Raw genomic sequence first — 21,324 nt, 5'->3', positions numbered from 1 at the left:
GATCCTCGCGGCGCTCGGGGAGAGATTCGACCTCGCCGCGCTCGATGAGCCGCGGGGGCCGCCCCGCCGAGCTGTGGCGCGTGTCTCCCGACGGCGCGCAGCCCGGAGGGATGGTCGGCGTCATCGCGTCGGTGACAAACCCGTTCTGCGGGGCGTGCGACCGGACCCGGATCACGTCGGACGGCCAGGTGCGCACCTGCCTGTTCTCCCAGCGGGAGACCGACCTGCGCGCGATCCTGCGGGGTGGCGGAACCGACGACGACCTCGTCGACGCGTGGACGGGCGCGCACCGCGGCAAGGCGAAGGCGCACGGCATCAACGAGGCGGGCTTCGTCCAGCCGGAGCGCACAATGAGCGCCATCGGCGGCTGAGGCGCACAGGAACGACCAGGGAGCGGAATGAGGATCAGATTCTTCGCGGGGCGGCCGAGGCCGCGGGCACCGACGAGCGGGAACTTGCGGGCGGTGCCCCGACGGGGCGTGAGCTCGTCGCGCTCCTCGCCGACGATAATGAGCGTCTCGATCGGGTGCTGCGGGTGAGTTCGTTGCTCGCGGACGGGGCGCGCATCGATGACCTTGATGCGCCGCTCGACGGCGTCGAGGGCGTAGACGTGCTGCCTCCGTTCGCCGGGGGATAGCCACGTGACCCGCGTCGTGGGGATCCTGCTCGGGGGCGGCCGCTCGTCCCGGATGGGCGGGACAAGCTGGCGCTCGGTAGGGGAGGGCTGAGCCTCGCGGCCATCGCCGTCGATGCGCTCCTCACGGTCGCCGATGCGGTGGTGTTCGCCTCGCCCGGCCGTGACGGCATCACGGACGCCCGGGTGCGGTTCGTGCTCGAGGATCCACCGTTCGGCGGGCCGGTCGCGGGCATCGCCGCCGCCGTCGACGCGCTGGGCGACCTCGGGGCCGACTCGGAGGTGTACCTGCTGGCCGGAGACCTCGCCGACCCCTTCTCTGTGGTCGCGCTGCTGAAGGCCGCGCCTTTCGGCCCCGACGGCACCGTCCCCGTCGATGAGGAGGGCTGGCCCAGTACCTGGCGGGGCGGTACCGACTCGGGTCGCTCAGGGGCGCCCTGCCCGGCGACGTGCGTGACGTGCCGGTGCGACGCGTCCTCTCGCGGCTCGACCTGTTGGAGGTCGCGGTGCGAGGTGACGTGACGGCCGATGTCGACACGCCGGAACAGGCCCGACACGCCGGACTTTCCTGAGCGTTCCGCGTCGTGGCTAGGCGGGTTGTCCCAAAAATCTCGGTAATTCCAAATTAGTCTGACAAATCGTAGTAAACCTGTAAGGCTTACCCGCATGAGTACTGATTCCGCGCGCATCGACGGGCCGGCATCCGAGGCCCTCCTCAAGCTCGGGCGCTTCTTCTCCAAGTGGGACGAGACCGACGACGGCAGGGCGGTCTTCCGACAGGGAGGGCGCGCGGGTGACGTGTTCTACCGGGACCGCTGGAGCCACGACAAGGTCGTCCGCTCGACGCACGGCGTCAACTGCACCGGTTCGTGCTCCTGGAAGGTGTACGTCAAGGACGGCATCATCACGTGGGAGTCGCAGCAGACCGACTACCCGACCACCGGCCCTGACCGGCCCGAGTACGAGCCCCGCGGCTGCCCCGCGGCGCGGCCTTCTCCTGGTACACCTACTCGCCGACCCGGGTGCGCTACCCGTACGGCCGTGGCGTCCTCATCGAGATGTACCGGGAGGCGAAGAAGCGCCTCGGTGACCCCGTCGAGGCCTTCCGCGAGATCTCGACCGACCCGGTCAAGCGCCGCCGCTACCAGCAGGCGCGCGGCAAGGGTGGCCTGGTGCGGATCTCGTGGGACGAGGCGATGGAGATCGCCGCAGCCTCCTACGTCAACACGATCAAGTTCTACGGCCCCGACCGGTGCGTGTCGTTCTCCCCGATCCCCGCCATGAGCATGGTCAGCCACGCGATCGGCACCCGCTTCACGCACCTCATCGGCGGCGCCATGACCAGCTTCTACGACTGGTACGCAGACCTGCCCGTGGCCAGCCCGCAGGTGTTCGGTGACCAGACCGACGTGCCCGAGTCGGGCGACTGGTGGGACTCGACCTACCTGATGATGTGGGGCTCCAACGTCCCCGTCACCCGCACCCCGACGCGCACTGGATGGCCGAGGTCCGCTACCGCGGCACCAAGGTGGTCACCGTCAGCCCCGACTACGCGGACAACGTGAAGTTCGCCGACGAGTGGCTGCCCGCCCAGGCGGGCACCGATGCGGCGCTCGCGATGGCGATGGGCCACGTCATCCTCAAGGAGAACTTCATCGACCGGCAGGTCGACTACTTCGACGGCTACGTCAAGCAGTACACCGACTTCGGGATGCTGATCACCTTGGTGGAGCACCCCGACGGACACGGCCTCGTGCCGGGCAAGTTCCTCACCGCGGCCGACCTGCCGGCCGAGGCCTCACGCGCCGACGCCGCGTTCAAGACCGTCATCTGGGACGAGGCCACCTCGGCCCCCGCAGTCCCGAACGGCTCGATGGGCTTCCGCTACAACGAGGAGGACCAGGGCAACTGGAACCTCGACCTCGGCGAACTGCGCCCGGCCCTCACCCTGCTCGGCCAGGACGGCGCCGACGGCGTCGAGGTCGCGCTGCCCTGCTTCGAGGACCCGAGGGGCGAGGGCTCGGTGGTGCGGCGCGGTGTGCCCGCCCGCCTCGTCGAGGGCAGGCTCGTCACCACCGTGTTCGACCTGATGCTCGCCCAGTACGGCGTTGGTCGCGACGATCTGCCCGGCACCTGGGCCGCCGGATACGACGACGCGACCGTGCCGTACACGCCCGCCTGGCAGGCCGAGATCACATCGGTGCCCGCCGAGGCCTGCATCCGCACCGCCCGCGAGTTCGCCTCCAACTCGGAGGAGTCGAAGGGCCGCACGATGATCATCATCGGCGCGGGCATCTGCCACTGGTTCCACGCCGACGTCACCTACCGCGCGATCATCGCGCTGCTCATGATGACCGGCTGCATCGGCCGCAACGGCGGCGGTTGGGCGCACTACGTCGGCCAGGAGAAGTGCCGCCCGATGACGGGCTGGTTCAACATGGCCAACGCGCTCGACTGGTCGCGCCCGCCGCGCACCATGATCGGCACCGCCTACTGGTACATGCACACCGACCAGTGGCGCACCGACGGCTTCTCCGCCGACCGGATCAAGTCGCCGCTCTCGACCGGCTCGCTCGACGGGCAACACACCGCCGACTCGGTCGCCCTTGCCCACCGGCTCGGCTGGATGCCGTTCTACCCGCAGTTCGACGCCAACCCGCTCGACCTCGCCGACGAGGCAACCGCGGCCGTCGAGCGTGGCGAGTACGCCACCCCGCAGGACTACATCGCGGCCAGGCTGAAGTCGGGGGAGCTCAAGAGCTCCGTCGAGGACATCGACGCCCGCAGAACTGGCCGCGCACCATGATCCTGTGGCGCTCCAACCTGTTCGGGTCGTCGGCCAAGGGCAACGAGTACTTCCTCAAGCACCTCCTCGGCACCCACAACAATGTGATGCCCAACGGCCACGGCGCCGACGAGCGGCCCCGCGACGTCGTGTGGCACGACGAGGCGCCCGAGGGGAAGCTCGACCTTCTGATCACCGCCGACTTCCGGATGACCAGCTCGACGCTGCTGTCCGACATCGTGCTGCCCGCCGCCACCTGGTACGAGAAGCACGACCTGAGCTCGACCGACATGCACCCTACGTGCACGCCTTCACCCGGCCATCGACCCGCCGTGGGAGACCCGCACCGACTTCGACGTGTTCACCGATCTGGCCCACAAGCTGTCCGAGCTGGCCAAGGGCCGCCTCGACACCCGCAAGGACCTGGTCGCGGTGGCCCTGCAGCACGACACCCGGGCCAGATCGCGCAGCCGGGCGGCCACGTCCCGGAGTGGCGCGGCACCGACCTGCCCGTCGTGCCGGGGAAGAACGCCCCGGTGCTGCAGGTGGTCGAGCGCGACTACACCGCGATCGCCGACAAGCTCGCCACCGTCGGGCCGCTCGCCGAGAAGCTCGGCTTCACCATCAAGAACGTCACCTACGACGTGTCCCACCAGGTCGACCGGCTCGCGAAGCTGCACGGCGTCTACCCGTCCGGCCCGCCGAGGGTCGCCCGGCCATCAACACCGACGCCCGCCTCGCCGAGGCCATCCTGACCTTCTCCGGCACCACCAACGGGGAACTGGCCACCCAGGGCTTCCACACCCTCGAGAAGAGGACCGGCCGCAAGCTGGCCGACCTCTCGGCCGGGTCGGAGGAGAAACTCATCACGTTCGCGTCGACGCAGGCGTCGCCGCAACCGGTGATCACCTCCCCGGAGTGGTCGGGCTCGGAGACCGGAGGCCGGCGCTACGCGGCGTTCACCATCAACACGGAGCGACTCAAGCCCTGGCACACCCTGTCGGGACGCATGCACTTCTTCCTCGACCACGACTGGATGACCGACGCGGGCGAGAACCTGCCGACCTTCCGGCCACCGCTCGACATGACCACCGCCTACGGCGAACCCGAGCTCGGCCCCAACGGGAGAAGGCCATCACGCTGCGCTACCTGACGGTGCACAACAAGTGGTCGATCCACTCCGAGTACCAGGACAACCTGTTCATGCTCTCGCTCGGCAGAGGAGGGCCACAGGCCTGGTTGAGCGTCGGGGACGCGAAATCGATCGGCGTGGCCGACAACGACTGGATCGAGCTGACCAACGCCAACGGCGTCTTCGTGGCGCGGGCCGTCGTCACCCCGAAGCTGCCCGACGGCATCTGCTACGTGCAGCACGCGCAGGAGCGCACCATCGACACGCCGAAGTCGGAGGCCACCGGCCGCCGCGGCGGCATCCACAACTCGGTGACCCGCATCCTGCTCAAGGCGACCCACCTGATCGGCGGCTACGCCCACCAGGCCTACGCCTTCAACTACATCGGCCCACCGGCGTGCAGCGGGACATCGTCTCGACCGTGCGTCGCCGCTCCCAGGAGGTGCAGTACTGATGGCGAAGAAGCGCCGCGTCATGGCCCAGGTCGCCATGGTGATGAACCTCGACAAGTGCATCGGATGCCACACCTGCTCGGTGACCTGCAAACAGGCGTGGACCAACCGGGCCGGCACCGAGTACGTGTGGTTCAACAACGTCGAGACCCGCCCGGGCTCGGCTACCCCGCACCTACGAGGACCAGGAGAAGTGGCAGGGCGGTTGGGTCCGCACCAAGTCGGGCAGGCTCAAGCTCCGCTCCGGCGGCCGGTTCAAGAAGCTGCTCAGCATCTTCGCCTCCCGGTGCAGCCGGGCATGGACGACTACTACGAGCCGTGGACCTACGACTACGAGCAGCTGATCCAGGCACCGCTCGGCGACGACTTCCCGGTTGCCCGGCCCAAGTCGCTGATCACCGGCGACGATATGGCCATCAAGGCGTCCGCGAACTGGGATGACTCGCTCGGTGGCATCGCCGAGACCATCGACGAGGACCCGATCGTCAGGAAGCTGCGTGAAGAGGCGAACATCCAGATCAAGGCGGAGTACGAGAAGACGTTCATGTTCTTCGTGCCCGCATCTGTGAGCACTGCCTCAACCCGTCGTGCATGGCGGCCTGCCCTTCGGGTGCCATCTACAAGCGCGCCGAGGACGGCATCGTGCTGGTCGACCAGGACCGCTGCCGCGGCTGGCGCCAGTGCATCACCGGTTGCCCGTACAAGAAGATCTACTTCAACCACCGCTCCGGCAAGGCCGAGAAGTGCACCTTCTGCTACCCGCGCCTCGAGGTGGGCCTCCCGACGGTCTGCGCGGAGACGTGCGTCGGTCGACTGCGCTACATCGGCGTCATCCTGTACGACGCCGACCGCGTGACCGAGGCGGCACTGGCAGACGAGAAGGACCTGTACGAGGCCCAACTCGACCTGATGCTCGACCCCAACGACCCGCAGGTGATCGCCGACGCCAAGGCCAACGACATCCCGACCGACTGGATCGCCGCCGCCCAGCGCTCGCCCGTCTACGCACTGATCAAGCACTTCAAGGTCGCCCTGCCGCTGCACCCGGAGTACCGCACCATGCCGATGGTCTGGTACGTGCCGCCGCTGTCGCCGGTGGTCGACCTGCTGAAGGACCAGGGCCACGACTCGGAGGCCGGAGGGAACCTCTTCGGCGCCATCGACGCCCTGCGCATCCCGGTGGAGTACCTGGCGGAGCTGTTCACCGCCGGCGACTCCGCGGTGGTCACGGGCGTCCTGCAGAAGCTTGCCGCCATGCGTTCCTACATGCGTGATGTCACGCTCGGGCGGGAGCGGCAGCCCGAACTCGCCGAGGCCGTCGGCATGGACGGCGCCGCCATCGAACAGATGTACCGGCTGCTGGCCATCGCCAAGTACGAGGACCGCTACGTGATCCCGAAGGCCCACTCCGAACAGGCGCACAACCTGGAGGAGATGGGCTGCTCCGTCGACTTCGAGGGGACCATGGGCGGCGCGGGCGTCTACGACCACGGCTTCGGGTCGTCGTCGGGTCGCCTGGTGCCCGTGGCGATCGAGAGCTATGCCGACGCCAAGGCGCGCCAGCAGGATGCGAGCGGTGCCTGATGAGCGGTGTGATCTTCCAGGCCGCCGCGCTGCTGCTCGGCTATCCCGACGAGAACCTGCTGGCCCGGCTCGACCTGATCGAGGAGGCTTCGGCCGAGGCGGGCGCGGCACAGCGGTTCGCTCCCGTACTGGCCCACCTGCGCTCCATGCCGATCATGGAACTGCAGTCGTGGCATGTGCAGGAGTTCGACCTGTCGCGCCGTCACGCGCTGCACCTGACGTACTGGACCGACGGGGACACCCGTCGCCGAGGTGAGGTGCTCGCCTCCATCAAGCAGACCTACCGCGACTCGGGCCTTGTGGTCGACCTTGACGGCGAGCTGCCCGACTACCTGCCGATGGTCCTCGAGTTCGCGGCGACCGGTTCGCCCCGGCTCGGCATCGGCATCCTCAACGCCTACCGTGCCTCCCTCGAGCTGCTGCGGATCGGGCTCACCGAGGACAAGCTGCCCATGCAGGGGTCGTCGCCGCCGTGTGTGACGCGCTGGGCGGCCCGTCGCCGAAGACCCGCGCCGAGGTACGCGACCTGATCGCGAGCCCCCGTCCGAGACCGTCGGCCTCGAGCCGACGTTCCTGCCCTACCCGCAACTGCAAGGGAGCGTCCGATGAACTTCCTGCTGTGGGGCGTCCTGCCCTACCTCGTCCTGCTGATCCTCATCGGCGGCCTGATCTGGCGGTACCGGTATGACCAGTTCGGCTGGACGACCCGCTCGTCGCAGCTGTACGAGTCGAAGCTCCTGAAGATCGCCTCGCCGCTGTTCCACTTCGCGCTGCTCGCGGTGCTGATGGGACACATCGTCGGCCTGCTGATCCCGAAGGCGTTCACCGACTGGATCGGCCTCGATCAGCACGCGTACCACCTGGGCGCGTTCTGGGGCGGTGGCCTGGCGGGCGTCGCGCTGGTCGTCGGCCTCGTCATGCTCATCGTGCGGCGCCGCACCACCGGTGCCGTGTTCAAGGCGACCACCTGGAACGACAAGTTCATGTACCTGGTGCTCGCCACCGTGATCGGGCTGGGGATGGTCGCGACGCTGACCGGAGACAAGACGCCGACCGGCGAGGAACACAACTACCGGGAGACCGTCTCGGTGTGGTTCCGTTCGCTGTTCACCTTCCAGCCCGACGTCGAGGCCATGGGCGCGGCGACCTGGCAGTTCCAACTCCATGTCCTGATCGCGCTGGCGCTGTTCGCCATCATTCCCTTCACCCGGCTCGTGCACGCCTTCTCGGCGCCGGTTCACTACCTCTTCCGCCCCTACATCGTGTACCGCTCGCGTGACCAGCGGCCGCGCCACTCGGAGACCGTCAAGGGCCGCGGGTGGGATCCCGTCGGCACCCGCGACAACCAGAAGGCACGTCGTTGAGCACACGACTCATCGAGGTCGCTCCCATCCACGACACAGGCAAGGGCGCCGGTCGCGTCCTGACGATGTCGACGATCGCGTTCACGTTGATGTTCGCGGTGTGGCTGATGTTCGGCATCCTGGGTGTCCCATCCAGAAGGAGTTCGGCCTCTCGGATGAGCAGCTCTCCTGGATCACGGCGCTCGCCGTGCTCAACGGCTCCATGTGGCGGCTGCCTGCGGGCATCCTGACCGACCGGATCGGCGGCAGGAAGGTGACGCTGTTCCTCCTGTTCGCCACCGCGGTGCCCGCCTACCTGGTGTCGTTCGCCGACAGCTACCCGGCGCTGCTCCTGCTGGCCTTCCTGGTCGGCTTCGCCGGCAACCTGTTCTCGGTGGGAACCGCCTGGAACTCGGCGTGGTTCGGCAAGGAACGCCAGGGGCTCGCGCTGGGCGTGTTCGGCGCAGGCAACGTGGGGCCTCCGTCACGAAGTTCATCGGCCCGCCGCTGATCGCCACCACCGCGGGCGCCACCTACGTTCTCGGGATCAACGGCGGCTGGCGGCTGATTCCCGTCATCTACGCCGTCCTGCTCGTCGTCGTCGGCCTCGCCACCTGGATGATCGTGCCGCGCGTCGACCGCGCGGCTGGCGCGTCCAAGCCGATCCGCGAGATGCTCCGACCGCTGAGCAACGTGCGGGTGTGGCGGTTCAGCCTCTACTACGTGGCGGTGTTCGGCGCCTACGTGGCGCTGTCGGCGTGGCTGCCCAAGTACTACGTCGACAACTTCGGCGTGACCCTCACCACCGCGGGCCTCCTGACCGCCACCTTCATCTTCCCGCCTCGCTGCTCCGGCCCGTCGGCGGCTGGATGAGCGACCGTTGGGGAGCCAGGAGGGTGATGTATGCCACGTTCGCGCTGATGCTCGCCTCCAGCGGGATCCTCATGATGCCCAACGGCTTCATCACCATCAACCATCCCGACGGCGCCCAGACGCAACACCTGCACTACCACATGAACCTCTTCTGGTTCGTGGTCCTCGTGTTCGTCCTCGGCTGCGCCATGGGGTTCGGCAAGGCCGCCGTGTTCAAGCACATTCCCGAGTACTTCCCGACAACGTCGGCTCGGTCGGTGGCCTCGTCGGCATGCTCGGCGGCCTGGGCGGCTTCTTCCTGCCGCCGCTGTTCGCCTACACCAAGACGTGGTCGGGCTTCCCGACGAGCACGTTCTTCTGCATCTTCATCCTCGTGGCCATCTGCGCCGTCTGGATGCACCTCACCATCGTCAAGATGCTGCACGAGAAGTCCCCGACCTGGCAGGCAGCATCGACCGACCGCTAGAAAGGGAGCTCTCGTGAGCAGCTCGACCCGACTTGAGACCAACGGCGACTGGCTCGTCTCCTGGGACCCCGAGAACGAGGCCACCTGGGACAAGAAGCTGGCCTGGAACACGCTGATCGTGTCCACCGTGTCGCTGACGCTGTGCTTCGTCGCCTGGTTCCTGCCCAGCGCCATCGTGCCCAAGCTCAACGCTCTCGGCTACAGCTTCACGCACAACCAGCTCTTCCTGCTGACGTCGATGCCCGGCCTCTCCGGCGGCCTGCTGCGCCTGGTCTGGATGGTGCTGCCTCCCAAGATCGGCACCCGCAAGATGGTGTCCCTGACCACCCTGCTGCTGATCCTGCCGATGCTCGGCTGGGGCTTCGAGGTGACCAACCCCGACGTGCCGTACTGGCGCCTGCTCGCGCTCGCGTTCCTGGCAGGCATCGGCGGCGGCGCCTTCTCCGGCTTCATGCCGTCCACCTCGTTCTTCTTCCCGCGGTCGAAGCAGGGCACCGCGCTCGGCATCCAGGCTGGCATCGGCAACTTCGGCGTCTCGCTCGTCCAGCTGCTGACCCCGTGGCTGATCGGGTTCGGCCTGTTCGGGTTCCTCGGCTCGCAGACATTGACGGTGCCCAGCAAGGAGCCGGTCGAGGTCTGGTACCAGAACGCGGCACTCATCTACATCCCGATCATCATTGTGGTGGCCATCTGGTCGTGGGTCGTGCTGCGCTCGGTGCCCATCAAGGCGAGCGTCAAGCAGCAGTTCGACATCTTCAAGAACCAGGACACCTGGTGGATGACGCTCCTCTACATCATGACGTTCGGCACGTTCTCCGGCCTCGCGGCCCAGTTCGCGCTGCTCATCATCAACCTCTACGGCGCGGGCAACGCCGACATCGTCTCGGGTACCGGGGCCGACGCGACGGTGCTGATCGAGGGCTACTCGGTGGTCGACCCCGTCCAGTTCGTGTTCCTCGGCGCGCTCGTGAGCGCAGGTGCCCGCGTGCTGTTCTCCCGTTGACCGACCGGATGGGGGCGCCATCTGGACGCTCATCTCCGGCATCGGCATCCTCGGCTCGATCATCTTCACCATCCCCGCCCTCACTCCCGACATCTCCAGTGCGGAGGCGCTGCGCGGCGACTTCAACCAGTTCCTGTGGGGCATGCTCGCCATCTTCCTGTTCACCGGCATCGGCAACGCGTCGACGTTCAAGCAGATGCCCATGATCTTCGAGAAGCGGCAGGCCGGCGGCGTCATCGGCTGGACGGCGGCCATCGCCGCGTTCGGGCCGTTCCTGTTCGGCGTCGGTCTCACCCTGATGAGCGCCACGACGTTCTACATCATCGGCGCCGCGTGGGCGGTAATGTGCATTGCGATCACGTGGTGGCGCTACGCCCGTCCGGGTGCTCCCAAGCCGAGCTGACCCGGGCAGGTCAGATCCTGCGGGACCGGAACCGTCGGCCCGCCCCAACCTGGAGGTGTTTCCTTGACGGCGAGAATCGCTGTGGCCGACGTCAGCCGGGAAGAGGTGGACGGGGCCGCCCTGCTCGCCCTCGTGAGCGATGAGCGGGCGGGCGCCGTCGTCACCTTCGCGGGCATCGTGCGCAACCACGACCACGGCAAGGCCGTGACCGGCATCGAGTACGTGGGGCATCCTTCGGCCTCCGAAACCATGGCCGGGGTGGTTGCCGAGTTTGCGGAGCGCGATGGCGTGCACGCCATCGCGGCGCGACACAGGGTCGGAGAGCTGGGCATCGGTGGCGTCGCCCTGTACGTGGCGGTGGCCGCGTCGCACCGGAAGCAGGCCTTCGACTGCGCCTCCGACCTGGTCGACACCATCAAGGATCGGCTCCCCATCTGGAAGAAGCAGTTCTTCGTCGACGGGACGCACGAATGGTCGCAGTGCCCGTGACGGGGCTCTCCGCCGAACAACGGGAGCGTTACGTGCGCAACCTCGACATCGTCGGCATGGGGAGGAGGGACAGCTCCGGCTGCTCGCCTCATCCGTGTTGGTGATCGGGGCCGGCGGGCTCGGCTCGGCTGCGCTGCCGTACCTGGCCGCGGCAGGGGTCGGCCGGATCGGCGTGGTCGATGGCGACGCTGTCGAACTGAAGAACATGCAGCGGCAGGTGCTGCACACCGAGCTCGGCCGCAACAAGGCCGAATCGGGGCCGAGCGGCTGCGGGCGCTGAACCCGGACGTCACCGTCGAGGTGTACCCCGAGTACCTGACCCCGAGCGGGCGAGGGAGCTGTTCACGCGCTACGACCTGGTGCTCGACTGCACCGACACGTTCGGCGCCAAGTTCATGCTGTCCGACGCCGCCGAGGCCGTCGGAGCGCGTCTGGTGTGGGCATCCGCCGTCGGGATGCAGGGCCAGTGCTCCGTCTTCGGCGTGCCGGACGCCGACGGCGATCGGCTCTACCTGCGCGACCTGATCCCGGAGGAACCGGCAGACGGGCACTACCCGAAGGCGACCGACATAGGGGTGCTCGGCGCCATGGTGGGCCAGATCGGGTCGCTCGAGGCGGTCGAGGCGGTCAAGCTCCTGGCCGGCTTCGGGAAGCCCCTGGTGGGTCGGGTCGCGCTGCTGGATGCCGTGACGTCGCGCTGGTCGGAACTGCCGCTCAGGAAGGCGCGCAGATGAGGACCGTCGAGGAGCATCTGGCGCGGGTGCTGTCGCTCGGGTCGCCGCTGCCCGTCGAGGTCACGCCCGTGGCGGAGGGCATCGGCCGCGCGCTCGCCGCCGACCTGGCCGCCGTGGTCGACGTGCCGCCCTTCGACAACTCCGCCATGGACGGGTTCGCCGTCCGTGCGGCGGACCTCGCGCCCGGGGTCGTGCTGCGCGTGGTGGGCGACATCCCCGCCGGTGCCACCTCGGTGCCCGCCGTCGGGGAGGGGAGGCGGCCCGCATCATGACCGGCGCGCCCATGCCCCCGGCGCCGACTCGGTCGTCCCCGTCGAACAGACCGATCAGCCCGCCGGGCCGTCGCGCCGCCGTCGACGGTGGCGGTCGCCGAACCGGTGCCCGCGGGTAGGCACGTGCGCCGTCGGGGGAGGACCTCCTGGCTGGGGCCGTGGCGCTGCCGGCAGGACTGCGCTGGTCGGCGGCAGCGGCCTCGGCCGCCGTGTCGCTCGGTCACGGCCGCGTGCCCCTGGTGCGGCGACCCAGGGTGGCCGTGCTGTCGACGGGCTCCGAACTGGTCGCCGCGGGGAGCCCCTCGCGTTCGGCCAGATCCCCGACTCCAACTCGGTGCTGCTGGCGGGGCTGTGCCGCGGCTGGGGCGCCGAGGTCGTCTCCGCCGCCGCCGTCGACGACGACCCCTCCCGGTTCCGCGCAGCGCTCGCCGAGGCGCTGTCGGCCGACCTCGTGCTGACCTCCGGCGGGGTGTCGGTGGGCGCGTTCGAGGTGGTGCGCCAGGTCGTCGAGGGCGACGTGTCGTTCGACAAGGTGGCCATGCAGCCCGGTAAGCCGCAGGCCTCGGGGACGCTGACCGCGCCCGACGGACGCCGCGTGCCCATGCTCGGGCTGCCGGGCAACCCCGTCAGCGTGTTCGTCTCGGCATGGGTCTACGCGAGGCCACTGATCGCGCGCCTCGGCGGCTGGAGCCCGAATGGCCCGCCGAGTCGCTCCCGGTGGTCGAGGGCTGGCGGGGACCGGCGGGCCGGCGCCAGTTCATCCCGGTGCGGATCGGCCCTGATGGCGTCTCGCCGGTGCATCGGCTGGGCTCGGGCTCGCACCTGGTGGCCTCGCTGGCGCTGGCCGACGGGCTGGCGGTGGTGCCGGAGGAGAGGGATGCGGTGGAGCAGGGGAGCGGGTCACAGTGCACCGGGTTTCCGGCTTGTAGGCTCCGGAACATGACCCGATTCACGCACCTCGACGACGCAGGCAACGCCCGGATGGTCGACGTCACCGCCAAGACCCCACCGTCCGCTCAGCCTCCGCGGTGGCGAGCGTGCGCTGCAGCGAGGAGGTCATCGAGGCCCTGCGCAGCGGCACGGTGCCGAAGGGCGACGTGCTCGCCGTGGCGCGCGTCGCGGGTATCGCGGCCGCGAAGAAGGTGCCCGACCTGCTTCCCCTTGCGCACGTGATCGGCGTGCACGGCGTCGTCGTCGATCTCGAGATCGTCGACGACGGCATCGAGATCGCGGCGACCGTCCGCACCGCCGACCGCACGGGCGTCGAGATGGAGGCGCTTACGGCGGTGACCGTGGCGGCGCTCGCCGTCGTCGACATGATCAAGGGCGTCGACAAGCTGAGTGAGATCGTGTCGGCGAAGGTGGTCGCCAAGTCGGGCGGCCGCTCGGGGGACTGGGTCCGCGGCACCACCCGACCCCGGACGGGGACTGACACCGTAGACACCCGGCGGCGCGGCGCCGGGCGGCCCGTCCCGCTCCCGCGTGGCGGGCGCCCGAGGATGGTCCCGCCCCTGGCTAATCTCCGTCCATGGGATTCCGACCTGACGTCGCTCAGCGCCTCCGCGATCGCGCCGCCACCGCGCCCGACCCGACGGCCTCCGAGCTGGAGAGGGCGGCCGCCAGGATCGCCTCGTACTCGTCGGCCCCGGGAACCGGAAGCAGGTCGAGCGGATGGCCAAGGTGCTCACGCCCGCCGTGGTCGAGGCGCTGGGGACGCCTTCATCGACATCCGCACCGATGAGATCGACAACCCCGTCCGCACCAGGGCCCGGACTTCCGGCAGGGCGACCATGCCCTCGGCGCGGTCCTCATCGCGGCGGCCGATCCGGACCTCGCGGGACCCGCCCTGCCCGCAGTGGAGGGCATCCTCGCGCTCGTGCCCCGCATGCTTCCCCGGCAGGCGGAGCACATCTTCTTCCTCACGGGCCTCTTCCCGGAACTCGACGCCGCCGACCGGCTCCGGGCGGCCGCCGCGCAGGTGCTCGGCCGGCAGCCGGAGACCGTCGGTGAGGCCTGGTCGCGGGAGCTCGGGCTGGGCCTGCCCGAGGACTACTGGAGCGTCTCCCTGAGCCTGGATCCCGTCGTCCCGGAGAAGGAGGAAGACGACCCGCTGGCGGGCCTGGTTGCCGCTGGTTCGACGCGATCGTCTACATGGAGATCACCAATTATCACGGTGACCGCACCGACTGGAGCATCCGGATCGGGACGATGAGTACGCAGGTGCTCGGCGGCAGCGCCCGGCCGTCGATGTACGGTCACGACGAGCTCGGCCGGTATGACCGCAAGGGCTGCGACCCGACGGACGAGGGGATCGCCGGCTCTGTCTCACCCGTGCAGGGGCCCCCGGACTTCCCGCGGGTGCTGGCCGAGCTCGAGGCCGCCCACCCCGCGCTGCGCTACGACTACGCGAAGCTGTCGGCGAGCGGCAGGCCCGGTCGGCTGCTTCCGCCGACCCGGAAGAGGCAGCTGATCTCCTGGCTGTCCCGAGCCTGACCGGGTCCACCGACCGACGGCCGGGTCACCGGCTCGGTGGGCGACCCATGTCGTGGTCGGCGCCGTCGAGCTGGTCGACGATGTGGGTCAGGATGGGGCCGAGCACGCCGAGCGCGTCCCTCGCCCCGCCGCGCGAGCCCGGCGCGTTGAACACGAACGCCCGCCGGTCCTCCGACCCGATGACCCCGGCCACGCCGCGCGACAGGCTCGACAGCGGGGTCTTCGCGAGCCCGGCCGCGCGCACCGCCTCGGCGATCCCGGGGATCTCGTAGGCGAGCAGCGGACGCGTCGCCTCCACCGTCACATCCCGCGGGCCCACGCCGGTGCCGCCGGTGGTCAGCACCACGCGGGCACCGTCCGCCACCGCGGCAAGGACGGCGGCGGCGATCAGCCGGGCGTCGTCGGGCAGGATCACCGGCTCGCCCACCTCGAAGCCCAGCGTGGTCAACCCGTCGCGCAGGATGGGCCGGAACGGTCCTCGTAGACGTCGGCCGCGGCGCGGTCCGAACACGTGATCACACAGGCGCGATGGCTCATGGGGCAAGACTAGGCCACGGTTCACCCGAACCGCATGGAACAACCGCATATGCGGCTGTTAGAGTTCACTCATGACGCAGATACGGATTCCGATGGCGGCCGATCTCCTCGGGTGAGCGACGACACGCTGCGCCGCTGGGTGGACGCCGGGCGGATCGCCGGCAGCCTCGACGACACGGGCAGGCGCTGCGTCGACGGCGCCGAGCTGGCCGCGCTCGCCAAGGAGATCGCCGAGGGCGACGCGCTGGGGAGGGCAGCCGTTCCGCCCGCAATCACCTCACGGGGCTGGTCACCCGCGTCGTCTCCGACACCGTCATGAGCCAGGTCGAGCTGCAGTGCGGCCGCTTCCGGGTGGTCGCGCTCATCTCCACCGAGGCCGTCACCGAGCTGGGTCTCGAGGTCGGGGTCGTCGGCACAGCCGTCATCAAGGCAACCAACGTCACCATCGAGAGGAACCGCGCATGAGGCGCCTCGCACTGCTGGCCGTCATCCCCTCACGCTGCTCGCCGCGTGCTCGGGTGGAACCCTGCCCGCCGCAACGGGAACCCCCGAGGCCACTGCCCCGCCGCCACCGCGACCCCGGAGGCCGCTACCGCGTCCCCTCAGACGGCGGACGCGGTCGTGTTCGCAGCGGCGTCGCTCAACACCGTCTTCCCCGGGATCGCCGCGGCCAACTACTCCTTCGACGGCTCCTCGGGCCTCGTCGACCAGCTGAAGGGCGGCGCCCCCGCCGACGTGTTCGCCTCCGCTGACAGGAAGAACATGGACAAGGCCGTCGAGGCGGGTCTCATCGACGGCGACCCCGTGCTGTTCGCCACCAACTACCTCGTGCTCGTCACCCCCGCCGACAACCCGGCAGGCATCACCGGCTTCGACGACTCGCTGGACGGCGTGAAGCTGGTGGTCTGCGCGCCCGACGTGCCCTGTGGCGCGGCCACCGTCAAGGCGGCCGAGGCGAACGGCATCGAGCTGAGGCCGGTGTCGGAGGAGGCCAAGGTGACCGACGTCCTCGGCAAGGTCACCGCCGGGAGGCAGACGCCGGCCTCGTGTACGCCACTGACGCCACCGGTGCGGGAGACAAGGTCGTCGTCTTCGACGTGCCCGGCGCCTCGGACGAGCCCAACACCTACTGGATCGGCAAGGTCAAGGGGCTCCCAACTCCGAGCAGGGCGACGCGTTCATCGCGGCCATCACCGGCGGTGCGGGGCAGGCGAAGCTGAAGGCATCCGGTTTCGGCGCGCCGAGGTGACGCGGTATCCGCGCTGGGCGTTGGCGCCGACGGGCCTGGCCCTCGCGCTGCTGGGGTCCCGCTCATAGGCCTGCTGCTTCGCGCGAACTGGGCCGAGCTGCCCGCCCTCCTGGTGAGCGAGCGCGCCGTCGACGCGCTCCGGTTGAGCCTCGTCACCTGCCTGGTCTCCACCGGCCTGGTGCTGCTGCTGGGCGTGCCGACCGCGTTGGTGCTCGCCCGCACCCGCGGCCGGGTCGCCGCCGCGACCCGGACACTCATCACCATCCCCATGGTGCTGCCCCCGTGGTCGCCGGGCTCGCTCTGCTGACCACGCTGGGCAGGAGGGGCTGATCGGGGCACCCCTGTCGGCCATCGGCATCGAGATCGGTTTCACCACGGCCGCCGTCGTGATCGCCCAGACCTTCGTCGCCCTGCCCTTCCTCGTCATCTCGCTGGAGGGGCGCTCCGCTCGGCCGGCTCCGACTACGAGGCCGCGGCCGGATACCTGGGGGCCGGCCCCTCCCGCGTGTTCTGGCGGGTGACGTTGCCGATGGCCGCGCCGGCGCTGGCCTCCGGCACCGCGCTGTCATTCGCCCGCGCGCTGGGTGAGTTCGGGGCGACCCTCACCTTCGCGGGCTCCCTGCAGGGCACCACGCGCACCCTGCCCCTCGAGATCTACCTCCTGCGCGAGTCGGACAGCGACATGGCGATGGCGTTGGCCGTCGTCCTGCTCGCCGTCGCCGGGGCCGTCGTGTGGCTCGCCACCCGCCTCCACGCCTGGGGTGGTCATGCCTGACGCGGTGCGGATCGAGGCGGCCGTCGACGCCCGCGACGTCGAGCTCCGCCTCACGCTGGGCGAGGGCGAACTTGTTGCGATCGTAGGGCGGAACGGCTCCGGCAAGTCGACCTGCATCCAGCTGATCGCGGGCGCCCTGCGGCCGGATTCGGGCACCATCTCGCTTGGCGGCACCGTCGTGGCCGGGCCGCAGACGTTCGTGCCCGCGCACCGCCGCCGGATCGGTTACCTCGAACAGCGGCCGCTGCTCTTCCCGCACCTCACGGTGGCAGGCAACGTCGCCTTCGGGCCCGCTCCCGGGGAGCGTCGGCGCGCGCCGCGGCACGCCGGGCCGAGGCCGAGCTGGAGGCCGTCGGCCTTGCCGGCTTCGGCCCCGCCGGGTGCGCGAACTCTCCGGCGGGCAGGCCCAACGCGTCGCCATCGCCCGCGCGCTGGCCATCGACCCCGAGATAGTCCTGCTGGATGAGCCGTTCGCCGCGCTCGACGCCGCCGCCACCCCGGAGCTGCGGCGCCTGCTACGCGAGCGGCTGCGCGGGATCACGACGGCCATGGTCACCCACGACCCGCTCGATGTGCTCTCGCTCGCCGACGGCGTCGCCCACCTCGACGGTGGCCGCGTGGTGCTGCAGGCCGGGGTCGACCGCGTGTTCCAGAATCCGCGCACCCGCTTCCTGGCCGACTTCGTCGGGCTCAACCTCCTGCACGGCCGGGCGCTGGGCGACGCCGTCGAACTGACCGATGGGGCCGTGGTTGCCGGCCTGGCGGAACGGCCGCTGGGCGATGGGGAGGCGCGAGCGGTGTTTCCTCCCGGTGCCGTCAGCATCTTCCGCCGCGCCCCGCACGGCAGCCCCGCAACGAGTTGCCTGCCGTCGTCACCGGGGTCGAGGACAGGGGCATGGTGCAGCGGGTGAGCCTCGCCGTGTCGGGGCAGCCGATCCAGGCCGATGTGACGCCCTCGGCCATGCGGGAGCTGTCCCTGACCAGCGGCGATGCCGTTGTCGCCGTGGTCAAGGCCACGCAGGTGGTGCTGCATCCGGTGCGCTGAAGCGCGGCCGGGAACCGAGAGCGGTGACGGCGGCCGCCTAAGCTGGACGGGTCCAAACCCTTTCAAGGAGTTCAGCATGCTCAAGTTCCTCGCCCGCGCCGCCATCAGCTCGGTGCTCATCTACGGCGGCCAGGCCTCGGTGCGTGCGCCGGAGGTCGCGGCGTCGCCGTGCAGAAGCTGAGCGGCAAGGCCGGCATCAACCTCGACGACAAGGAGGCCGCCACCGTCGTCAAGCTCAACGGCGCGATCATGGTGGGGCCGGCACCACCTTCGCACTCGGCATCCTTCCTCGGCTGTCGGCGGTGGCCCTGATCGGTTCGCTGATCCCCACCACCATCGGCGGCCACGCGTTCTGGGAACAGGAGGACCCGGCCGCCCGCTCCGCCCACCAGATCCACTTCCTCAAGAATGTCGGCCTCATCGGCGGGCTGCTGATGTTCCTGGCCGGTGGCAAGGGCGGAAGGTCGACGAGGCAACCGACTGAGTGGGCCTGACACCGTCGATTCCGGGCCTCGGCCGCCCCTTCCGATCAGGTCAGCGGAAGTGGCCCGGTTGTGTTGGCCGTTCGCCAGGACTCGTGTCCAAGTCGGAGGCACCGGAGCAGGGCGATACAGCCGGGCACACATCGAAGGTTTCCCTCCTGTCGCCTCGCACTGGAAGACATGTAGCTCGCGCCGCCGGGATTGCTTGTCAGAACCCGTGTGCGCCGCTGCAACCTTCTACTACTCTACGTAGTAGAAGGTTGAGAGAGGAACACCGGATGGTTGACGGGGCGAGGCTTGCCTGGGTGGGGCTGCTGCCGATCATCCTCGGCGTCTCGGGGTGCGTGGGCGCCGGTGTTCCCGTCGATACTCAGCCCCCGCATGTGACGTCCGGACCGACGGCGTCCCCGTTGCCGGAGAGCGGTCGGTCGGGGCCGTCGCGCTTATCAGCGAGCGTCAGGGAGCGCTGAGCCCGGCGTTTGTCCACTCGGGAGCGACGGGAGAGAGGGAGTGGCGATTCTCGCCGTCGCAAACCGAGACCCGAATCTCTGCCGTCGCGAGTTGCTTCGTTCCACGGGAGGAACCGGTTGAGATCGTGCTCCGCCAGGCTGGGCGGCAACTTGCATCGATGTCCATCCCGTGTACCCGTGATCCCTATTCAGGTGAACTTGGGCCTTCCGAGTACAGCATGGATGGTGGCGATGTGGTGGTGTGGATCAGTGACCCGGAAATAACCGAAGTCCGTGTTTTCGGATTTACAGGGAAAGAAGAGGAGATCGCGTGAAGACGGGCATGCCCGTGATCAGTGCCGCTGTGGCCCAGATCTCCGTGCGGCAGCGCTCGGTCTGGGAGTAGGCCTCGCAGATCGACCACAGCACGGCCCCTGGACCCTGCGTACCACCAGTGGCCGTTGACCTTGTGGAAGCCCGGGTCGAGTAGACGTTGCCGGGCCCGGCTCGCTCAGCGCCCGGGAACGTCGCGTCCGAGCGCTCAGCGCACGACCAGCCGGTGCCCCCGGCTCAGCCCTTCAGATCACCGCACGGAGAGGGCGGCGCGGCGGGAACATCCCACCGCGCCGCCCCTCTGCCCGAACACTCAGCGGAAGCGGACCTGGTTGTTGAACACCCACCCCGACTTCGGGTGTAGCGGTAGCTTCCGTCGGGCTGCCTGGTTCCGGCCGCGTAGTCGGTCCAGATGTAGGAGCGGCAGCCGTTGCCACCGGTGGTGGCCGTGTCGCACTCCGTGTACCAGCGTCGGCCGTTGGTGTTCCAGGAGCCGGTGACGCCCAGCGGGTTGCCCTTCCACTGCTCCCTCGTCATGCGCGGCTGGTAGGTCAGGTTGTTGAAGGTCCAACCCGTCGTCACGATGACCCGTCCGTCCTTGTACCGGGCGGTGGTGGCCCAGATCTCGGTGCGGCAGCGCTCGGTCTGGGAGTAGGCCTCGCACGTCGTGTACCACCACCGGCCGTTGACCTTGTGGAAGCCCGGGGTCGAGTAGACGTCGACCACGACCGGCGCCGTCGGCTTGGGCGTGGGCGTGACGCTGGGCTTGGGCGTGGGCGTGGCGCTCGGCTTGGGTGTCGGGGTCGCGCTCGGGCTGGGCGAGGGAGTCGGGATCGTCACGGAACCCGTTGCGCTGGCGTGGCCGGCCTTGTCGATGGCCTGGAACTCGACCTTCGCGCCGGCAGGGGCCTTCACCGCGGAGATGTAGTCGACCCATGCGCCGCCGTCGATGCGGTAGCGGATCCTCGCGATCCCACTGGTGGCATCGGTGGCCGTCAGGGTGACGGTGCCGGCGTCGACCGACGAGGTCGCCGTGGGGGCGACGGTGTCGATGAGCACATCGACGGTCTCGACCCGCTCACGTTGCCGGCGGTGTCGCTCGCCCGGAACTCGATGGCGTTGCGGCCCTCGTTGTCCAGTACGACCGGCGCGGTGGTGACGGCCCAGTCGCCGTCGACGGGGCGCGACTCGACCACGGGCCGGTCGTCGACGTCGTCGGTGGCCTCGGCGGACACGGTGACCGTGGAGGTGTACCAGCCGTTGTCGCCGTCGGGTGAGGCCGGATCCGTGGTGACCGTCAGGGAAGGAGCCGTCTCGTCGGTGGGAGAGCCGTCGGGGTCAGCGCCTGCCACTCGAGGATGCCGGCGGAGCCCTCACCCTCCTCGGCTCCCCAGCTCTCTGCGACGATCCGCAGAGACTTCGTCGTGACCGGGGCGAAGTCGACCCGGTTGAACTTGCCGCGCTCACGGGCGTAGGTGGAACCCCCGTCGAGGACGACGTCCTTCCACTCGGTGCCGTCCAACCACTGCAGCACCCAGCTGCGCGGCGGGATCATTCCCTCCATCGACTCGTCCGTGGAGTCGGCGAACCACCAGACGCCCACGGAGCCGAGGGTGGCGTCGAAGGCCCAGGTCAGGGTGACCGTCTGTTCGCCGACCTGCGGCCAGGTGCCCCAGGCCGCGCCGAGCTTGCCCTCGGCGCTCTCAAACGGGGCGGCCGTGCCGTCGTTGAGGCCGGCCGCGCTGTTCCACGGCGCCACGTAGGAGACGGTGGGACGGCGACGGGCGCGAG

General features: G+C 69.6%; 26 protein-coding genes and 8 pseudogenes. 30 read left to right on the top strand and 4 right to left on the bottom strand.

Going from position 1 to position 21,324, the window contains the following annotated elements; genetic code table 11:
* The first annotated feature begins 44 nt into the window (after positions 1–44).
* From G7085_RS32075 to G7085_RS05350, 19 genes and pseudogenes are all read left to right on the top strand, one after another.
* Positions 45–371, top strand: coding sequence for a GTP 3',8-cyclase MoaA family protein (locus tag G7085_RS32075; RefSeq protein ID WP_331715930.1), 327 nt, complete (start codon positions 45–47; stop codon positions 369–371).
* A gap of 332 nt (positions 372–703) precedes the next feature.
* Complete coding sequence (mobA, locus tag G7085_RS05425; protein ID WP_197512761.1) at positions 704–1,156, top strand: molybdenum cofactor guanylyltransferase; 453 nt, start codon at positions 704–706, stop codon at positions 1,154–1,156.
* Between the two features lie 144 nt (positions 1,157–1,300).
* A pseudogene (locus G7085_RS05420) lies at positions 1,301–5,005 on the top strand (nitrate reductase subunit alpha).
* A pseudogene (gene narH, locus G7085_RS05415) lies at positions 5,005–6,587 on the top strand (nitrate reductase subunit beta). The pseudogenes G7085_RS05420 and narH overlap by 1 nt, the downstream one beginning before the upstream one ends.
* The gene (gene narJ / locus G7085_RS05410) at positions 6,587–7,117 is read left to right on the top strand and encodes a nitrate reductase molybdenum cofactor assembly chaperone (RefSeq protein ID WP_197510195.1); all 531 of its coding nucleotides are present in this window, start codon (positions 6,587–6,589) and stop codon (positions 7,115–7,117) included. The pseudogene narH and the gene narJ overlap by 1 nt, the downstream one beginning before the upstream one ends.
* 75 nt (positions 7,118–7,192) lie before the next feature.
* Positions 7,193–7,951, top strand: a complete 759-nt coding sequence (narI, locus tag G7085_RS05405) for a respiratory nitrate reductase subunit gamma (RefSeq protein ID WP_197510194.1) — start codon at positions 7,193–7,195, stop codon at positions 7,949–7,951.
* 100 nt (positions 7,952–8,051) lie between these two features.
* On the top strand, positions 8,052–8,441 hold the full coding sequence (locus G7085_RS05400; RefSeq protein WP_197510193.1) for an MFS transporter: 390 nt from the start codon (positions 8,052–8,054) through the stop codon (positions 8,439–8,441).
* A complete protein-coding gene (locus G7085_RS05395) occupies positions 8,348–8,803 on the top strand; it encodes an MFS transporter (RefSeq protein WP_197510192.1) in 456 nt (151 codons plus the stop codon). The genes G7085_RS05400 and G7085_RS05395 overlap by 94 nt, the downstream gene beginning before the upstream one ends.
* Positions 8,800–9,036 (top strand): annotated as a pseudogene (locus tag G7085_RS34205) (hypothetical protein); the annotation flags it as partial. The gene G7085_RS05395 and the pseudogene G7085_RS34205, both read left to right, overlap by 4 nt.
* A gap of 246 nt (positions 9,037–9,282) precedes the next feature.
* Positions 9,283–10,675: pseudogene (locus G7085_RS34200) on the top strand (MFS transporter).
* A gap of 63 nt (positions 10,676–10,738) precedes the next feature.
* A complete protein-coding gene (locus tag G7085_RS05385; protein ID WP_231979249.1) occupies positions 10,739–11,164 on the top strand; it encodes a molybdenum cofactor biosynthesis protein MoaE in 426 nt (141 codons plus the stop codon).
* A gap of 100 nt (positions 11,165–11,264) precedes the next feature.
* Positions 11,265–11,444: a HesA/MoeB/ThiF family protein gene (locus G7085_RS29545; protein ID WP_331715487.1), complete on the top strand. Its 180-nt coding sequence runs from the start codon at positions 11,265–11,267 to the stop codon at positions 11,442–11,444.
* Between the two features lie 13 nt (positions 11,445–11,457).
* Positions 11,458–11,898 (top strand): annotated as a pseudogene (locus G7085_RS29540) (HesA/MoeB/ThiF family protein); the annotation flags it as partial.
* A complete protein-coding gene (locus tag G7085_RS05370; protein ID WP_197510190.1) occupies positions 11,895–12,170 on the top strand; it encodes a MoeA family protein in 276 nt (91 codons plus the stop codon). The pseudogene G7085_RS29540 and the gene G7085_RS05370, both read left to right, overlap by 4 nt.
* A pseudogene (locus G7085_RS24340) lies at positions 12,064–12,783 on the top strand (molybdopterin-binding protein); the annotation flags it as partial. The gene G7085_RS05370 and the pseudogene G7085_RS24340, both read left to right, overlap by 107 nt.
* A gap of 32 nt (positions 12,784–12,815) precedes the next feature.
* A pseudogene (locus tag G7085_RS34195) lies at positions 12,816–13,004 on the top strand (hypothetical protein); the annotation flags it as partial.
* 147 nt (positions 13,005–13,151) lie between these two features.
* Positions 13,152–13,573, top strand: a pseudogene (moaC, locus tag G7085_RS05360) (cyclic pyranopterin monophosphate synthase MoaC); the annotation flags it as partial.
* A 482-nt stretch (positions 13,574–14,055) separates the two neighbouring features.
* Positions 14,056–14,382, top strand: coding sequence for a hypothetical protein (locus tag G7085_RS05355; protein WP_197513038.1), 327 nt, complete (start codon positions 14,056–14,058; stop codon positions 14,380–14,382).
* Positions 14,322–14,663 (top strand): hypothetical protein, encoded by a 342-nt coding sequence (locus G7085_RS05350; RefSeq protein WP_197510188.1) that lies wholly within the window; start codon positions 14,322–14,324, stop codon positions 14,661–14,663. The genes G7085_RS05355 and G7085_RS05350 overlap by 61 nt, the downstream gene beginning before the upstream one ends.
* Before the next feature lie 25 nt (positions 14,664–14,688).
* Here G7085_RS05350 and G7085_RS05345 read toward each other — a convergent pair whose 3' ends face one another.
* Entirely contained in the window at positions 14,689–15,174 is a 486-nt protein-coding gene (locus tag G7085_RS05345) for a molybdopterin-binding protein (RefSeq protein ID WP_331715485.1), read from the bottom strand.
* Between the two features lie 138 nt (positions 15,175–15,312).
* On the opposite strand from G7085_RS05345, the gene G7085_RS24335 reads away from it, so the two are divergent.
* The 11 genes from G7085_RS24335 to G7085_RS05305 all read left to right on the top strand — a co-directional run bounded on the left by G7085_RS24335 (position 15,313) and on the right by G7085_RS05305 (position 18,763).
* The gene (locus tag G7085_RS24335; RefSeq protein ID WP_231979248.1) at positions 15,313–15,519 is read left to right on the top strand and encodes a MerR family transcriptional regulator; all 207 of its coding nucleotides are present in this window, start codon (positions 15,313–15,315) and stop codon (positions 15,517–15,519) included.
* Positions 15,516–15,665 carry a TOBE domain-containing protein gene (locus tag G7085_RS24330; protein ID WP_231979247.1) on the top strand — a complete coding sequence of 50 codons (150 nt, stop codon included), beginning with the start codon at positions 15,516–15,518 and terminating at the stop codon, positions 15,663–15,665. Before G7085_RS24335 ends, G7085_RS24330 begins: the two co-directional genes overlap by 4 nt.
* A gap of 45 nt (positions 15,666–15,710) precedes the next feature.
* Complete coding sequence (locus G7085_RS05335; RefSeq protein ID WP_197510187.1) at positions 15,711–16,517, top strand: substrate-binding domain-containing protein; 807 nt, start codon at positions 15,711–15,713, stop codon at positions 16,515–16,517.
* 44 nt (positions 16,518–16,561) lie between these two features.
* Positions 16,562–16,756, top strand: coding sequence for a hypothetical protein (locus tag G7085_RS24325; protein WP_231979246.1), 195 nt, complete (start codon positions 16,562–16,564; stop codon positions 16,754–16,756).
* 79 nt (positions 16,757–16,835) lie between these two features.
* Complete coding sequence (locus G7085_RS29535; RefSeq protein ID WP_269451780.1) at positions 16,836–16,970, top strand: hypothetical protein; 135 nt, start codon at positions 16,836–16,838, stop codon at positions 16,968–16,970.
* Complete coding sequence (locus G7085_RS24320) at positions 16,934–17,224, top strand: ABC transporter permease subunit (RefSeq protein ID WP_231979987.1); 291 nt, start codon at positions 16,934–16,936, stop codon at positions 17,222–17,224. The genes G7085_RS29535 and G7085_RS24320 overlap by 37 nt, the downstream gene beginning before the upstream one ends.
* Entirely contained in the window at positions 17,217–17,690 is a 474-nt protein-coding gene (locus G7085_RS29530) for an ATP-binding cassette domain-containing protein (protein ID WP_197510186.1), read from the top strand. Before G7085_RS24320 ends, G7085_RS29530 begins: the two co-directional genes overlap by 8 nt.
* Positions 17,605–18,135, top strand: a complete 531-nt coding sequence (locus tag G7085_RS29525) for an ATP-binding cassette domain-containing protein (RefSeq protein ID WP_197510185.1) — start codon at positions 17,605–17,607, stop codon at positions 18,133–18,135. The genes G7085_RS29530 and G7085_RS29525 overlap by 86 nt, the downstream gene beginning before the upstream one ends.
* Positions 18,120–18,269: a TOBE domain-containing protein gene (locus tag G7085_RS05315; protein ID WP_231979245.1), complete on the top strand. Its 150-nt coding sequence runs from the start codon at positions 18,120–18,122 to the stop codon at positions 18,267–18,269. The genes G7085_RS29525 and G7085_RS05315 overlap by 16 nt, the downstream gene beginning before the upstream one ends.
* A gap of 168 nt (positions 18,270–18,437) precedes the next feature.
* A complete protein-coding gene (locus G7085_RS05310; protein ID WP_197510183.1) occupies positions 18,438–18,581 on the top strand; it encodes a hypothetical protein in 144 nt (47 codons plus the stop codon).
* The gene (locus G7085_RS05305) at positions 18,572–18,763 is read left to right on the top strand and encodes a hypothetical protein (RefSeq protein ID WP_197510182.1); all 192 of its coding nucleotides are present in this window, start codon (positions 18,572–18,574) and stop codon (positions 18,761–18,763) included. Before G7085_RS05310 ends, G7085_RS05305 begins: the two co-directional genes overlap by 10 nt.
* Before the next feature lie 1,007 nt (positions 18,764–19,770).
* Here G7085_RS05305 and G7085_RS29520 read toward each other — a convergent pair.
* The 3 genes from G7085_RS29520 to G7085_RS05290 are packed head-to-tail and all read right to left on the bottom strand — an operon-like array spanning position 19,771 to position 21,292.
* Positions 19,771–20,592, bottom strand: a complete 822-nt coding sequence (locus G7085_RS29520) for an OmpL47-type beta-barrel domain-containing protein (RefSeq protein ID WP_197513036.1) — start codon at positions 20,590–20,592, stop codon at positions 19,771–19,773.
* A complete protein-coding gene (locus tag G7085_RS05295) occupies positions 20,529–20,885 on the bottom strand; it encodes a hypothetical protein (RefSeq protein ID WP_197510181.1) in 357 nt (118 codons plus the stop codon). The genes G7085_RS29520 and G7085_RS05295 overlap by 64 nt, the downstream gene beginning before the upstream one ends.
* Positions 20,831–21,292 carry a hypothetical protein gene (locus G7085_RS05290; RefSeq protein WP_197510180.1) on the bottom strand — a complete coding sequence of 154 codons (462 nt, stop codon included), beginning with the start codon at positions 21,290–21,292 and terminating at the stop codon, positions 20,831–20,833. Before G7085_RS05290 ends, G7085_RS05295 begins: the two co-directional genes overlap by 55 nt.
* Positions 21,293–21,324: the final 32 nt, after the last annotated feature.

It is taken from the genome of Tessaracoccus coleopterorum, from assembly GCF_011174705.1.
GTDB classification, from domain to species: domain Bacteria; phylum Actinomycetota; class Actinomycetes; order Propionibacteriales; family Propionibacteriaceae; genus Arachnia; species Arachnia coleopterorum.
This window is presented reverse-complemented; position numbering and strand designations above follow the sequence as displayed.

Excerpts from the sequence above, each read along its gene's own strand:
- G7085_RS32075 (WP_331715930.1), top strand. The coding sequence starts at position 45 with ATGAGCCGCGGGGGCCGCCCCGCCGAGCTGTGGCGCGTGTCTCCCGAC.
- narJ (WP_197510195.1), top strand. The coding sequence starts at position 6,587 with ATGAGCGGTGTGATCTTCCAGGCCGCCGCGCTGCTGCTCGGCTATCCC.
- narI (WP_197510194.1), top strand. The coding sequence starts at position 7,193 with ATGAACTTCCTGCTGTGGGGCGTCCTGCCCTACCTCGTCCTGCTGATC.
- G7085_RS05370 (WP_197510190.1), top strand. The coding sequence starts at position 11,895 with ATGAGGACCGTCGAGGAGCATCTGGCGCGGGTGCTGTCGCTCGGGTCG.
- G7085_RS05355 (WP_197513038.1), top strand. The coding sequence starts at position 14,056 with ATGCTTCCCCGGCAGGCGGAGCACATCTTCTTCCTCACGGGCCTCTTC.
- G7085_RS05350 (WP_197510188.1), top strand. The coding sequence starts at position 14,322 with ATGGAGATCACCAATTATCACGGTGACCGCACCGACTGGAGCATCCGG.
- G7085_RS24330 (WP_231979247.1), top strand. The coding sequence starts at position 15,516 with ATGAGCCAGGTCGAGCTGCAGTGCGGCCGCTTCCGGGTGGTCGCGCTC.
- G7085_RS29530 (WP_197510186.1), top strand. The coding sequence starts at position 17,217 with ATGCCTGACGCGGTGCGGATCGAGGCGGCCGTCGACGCCCGCGACGTC.
- G7085_RS05315 (WP_231979245.1), top strand. The coding sequence starts at position 18,120 with ATGGTGCAGCGGGTGAGCCTCGCCGTGTCGGGGCAGCCGATCCAGGCC.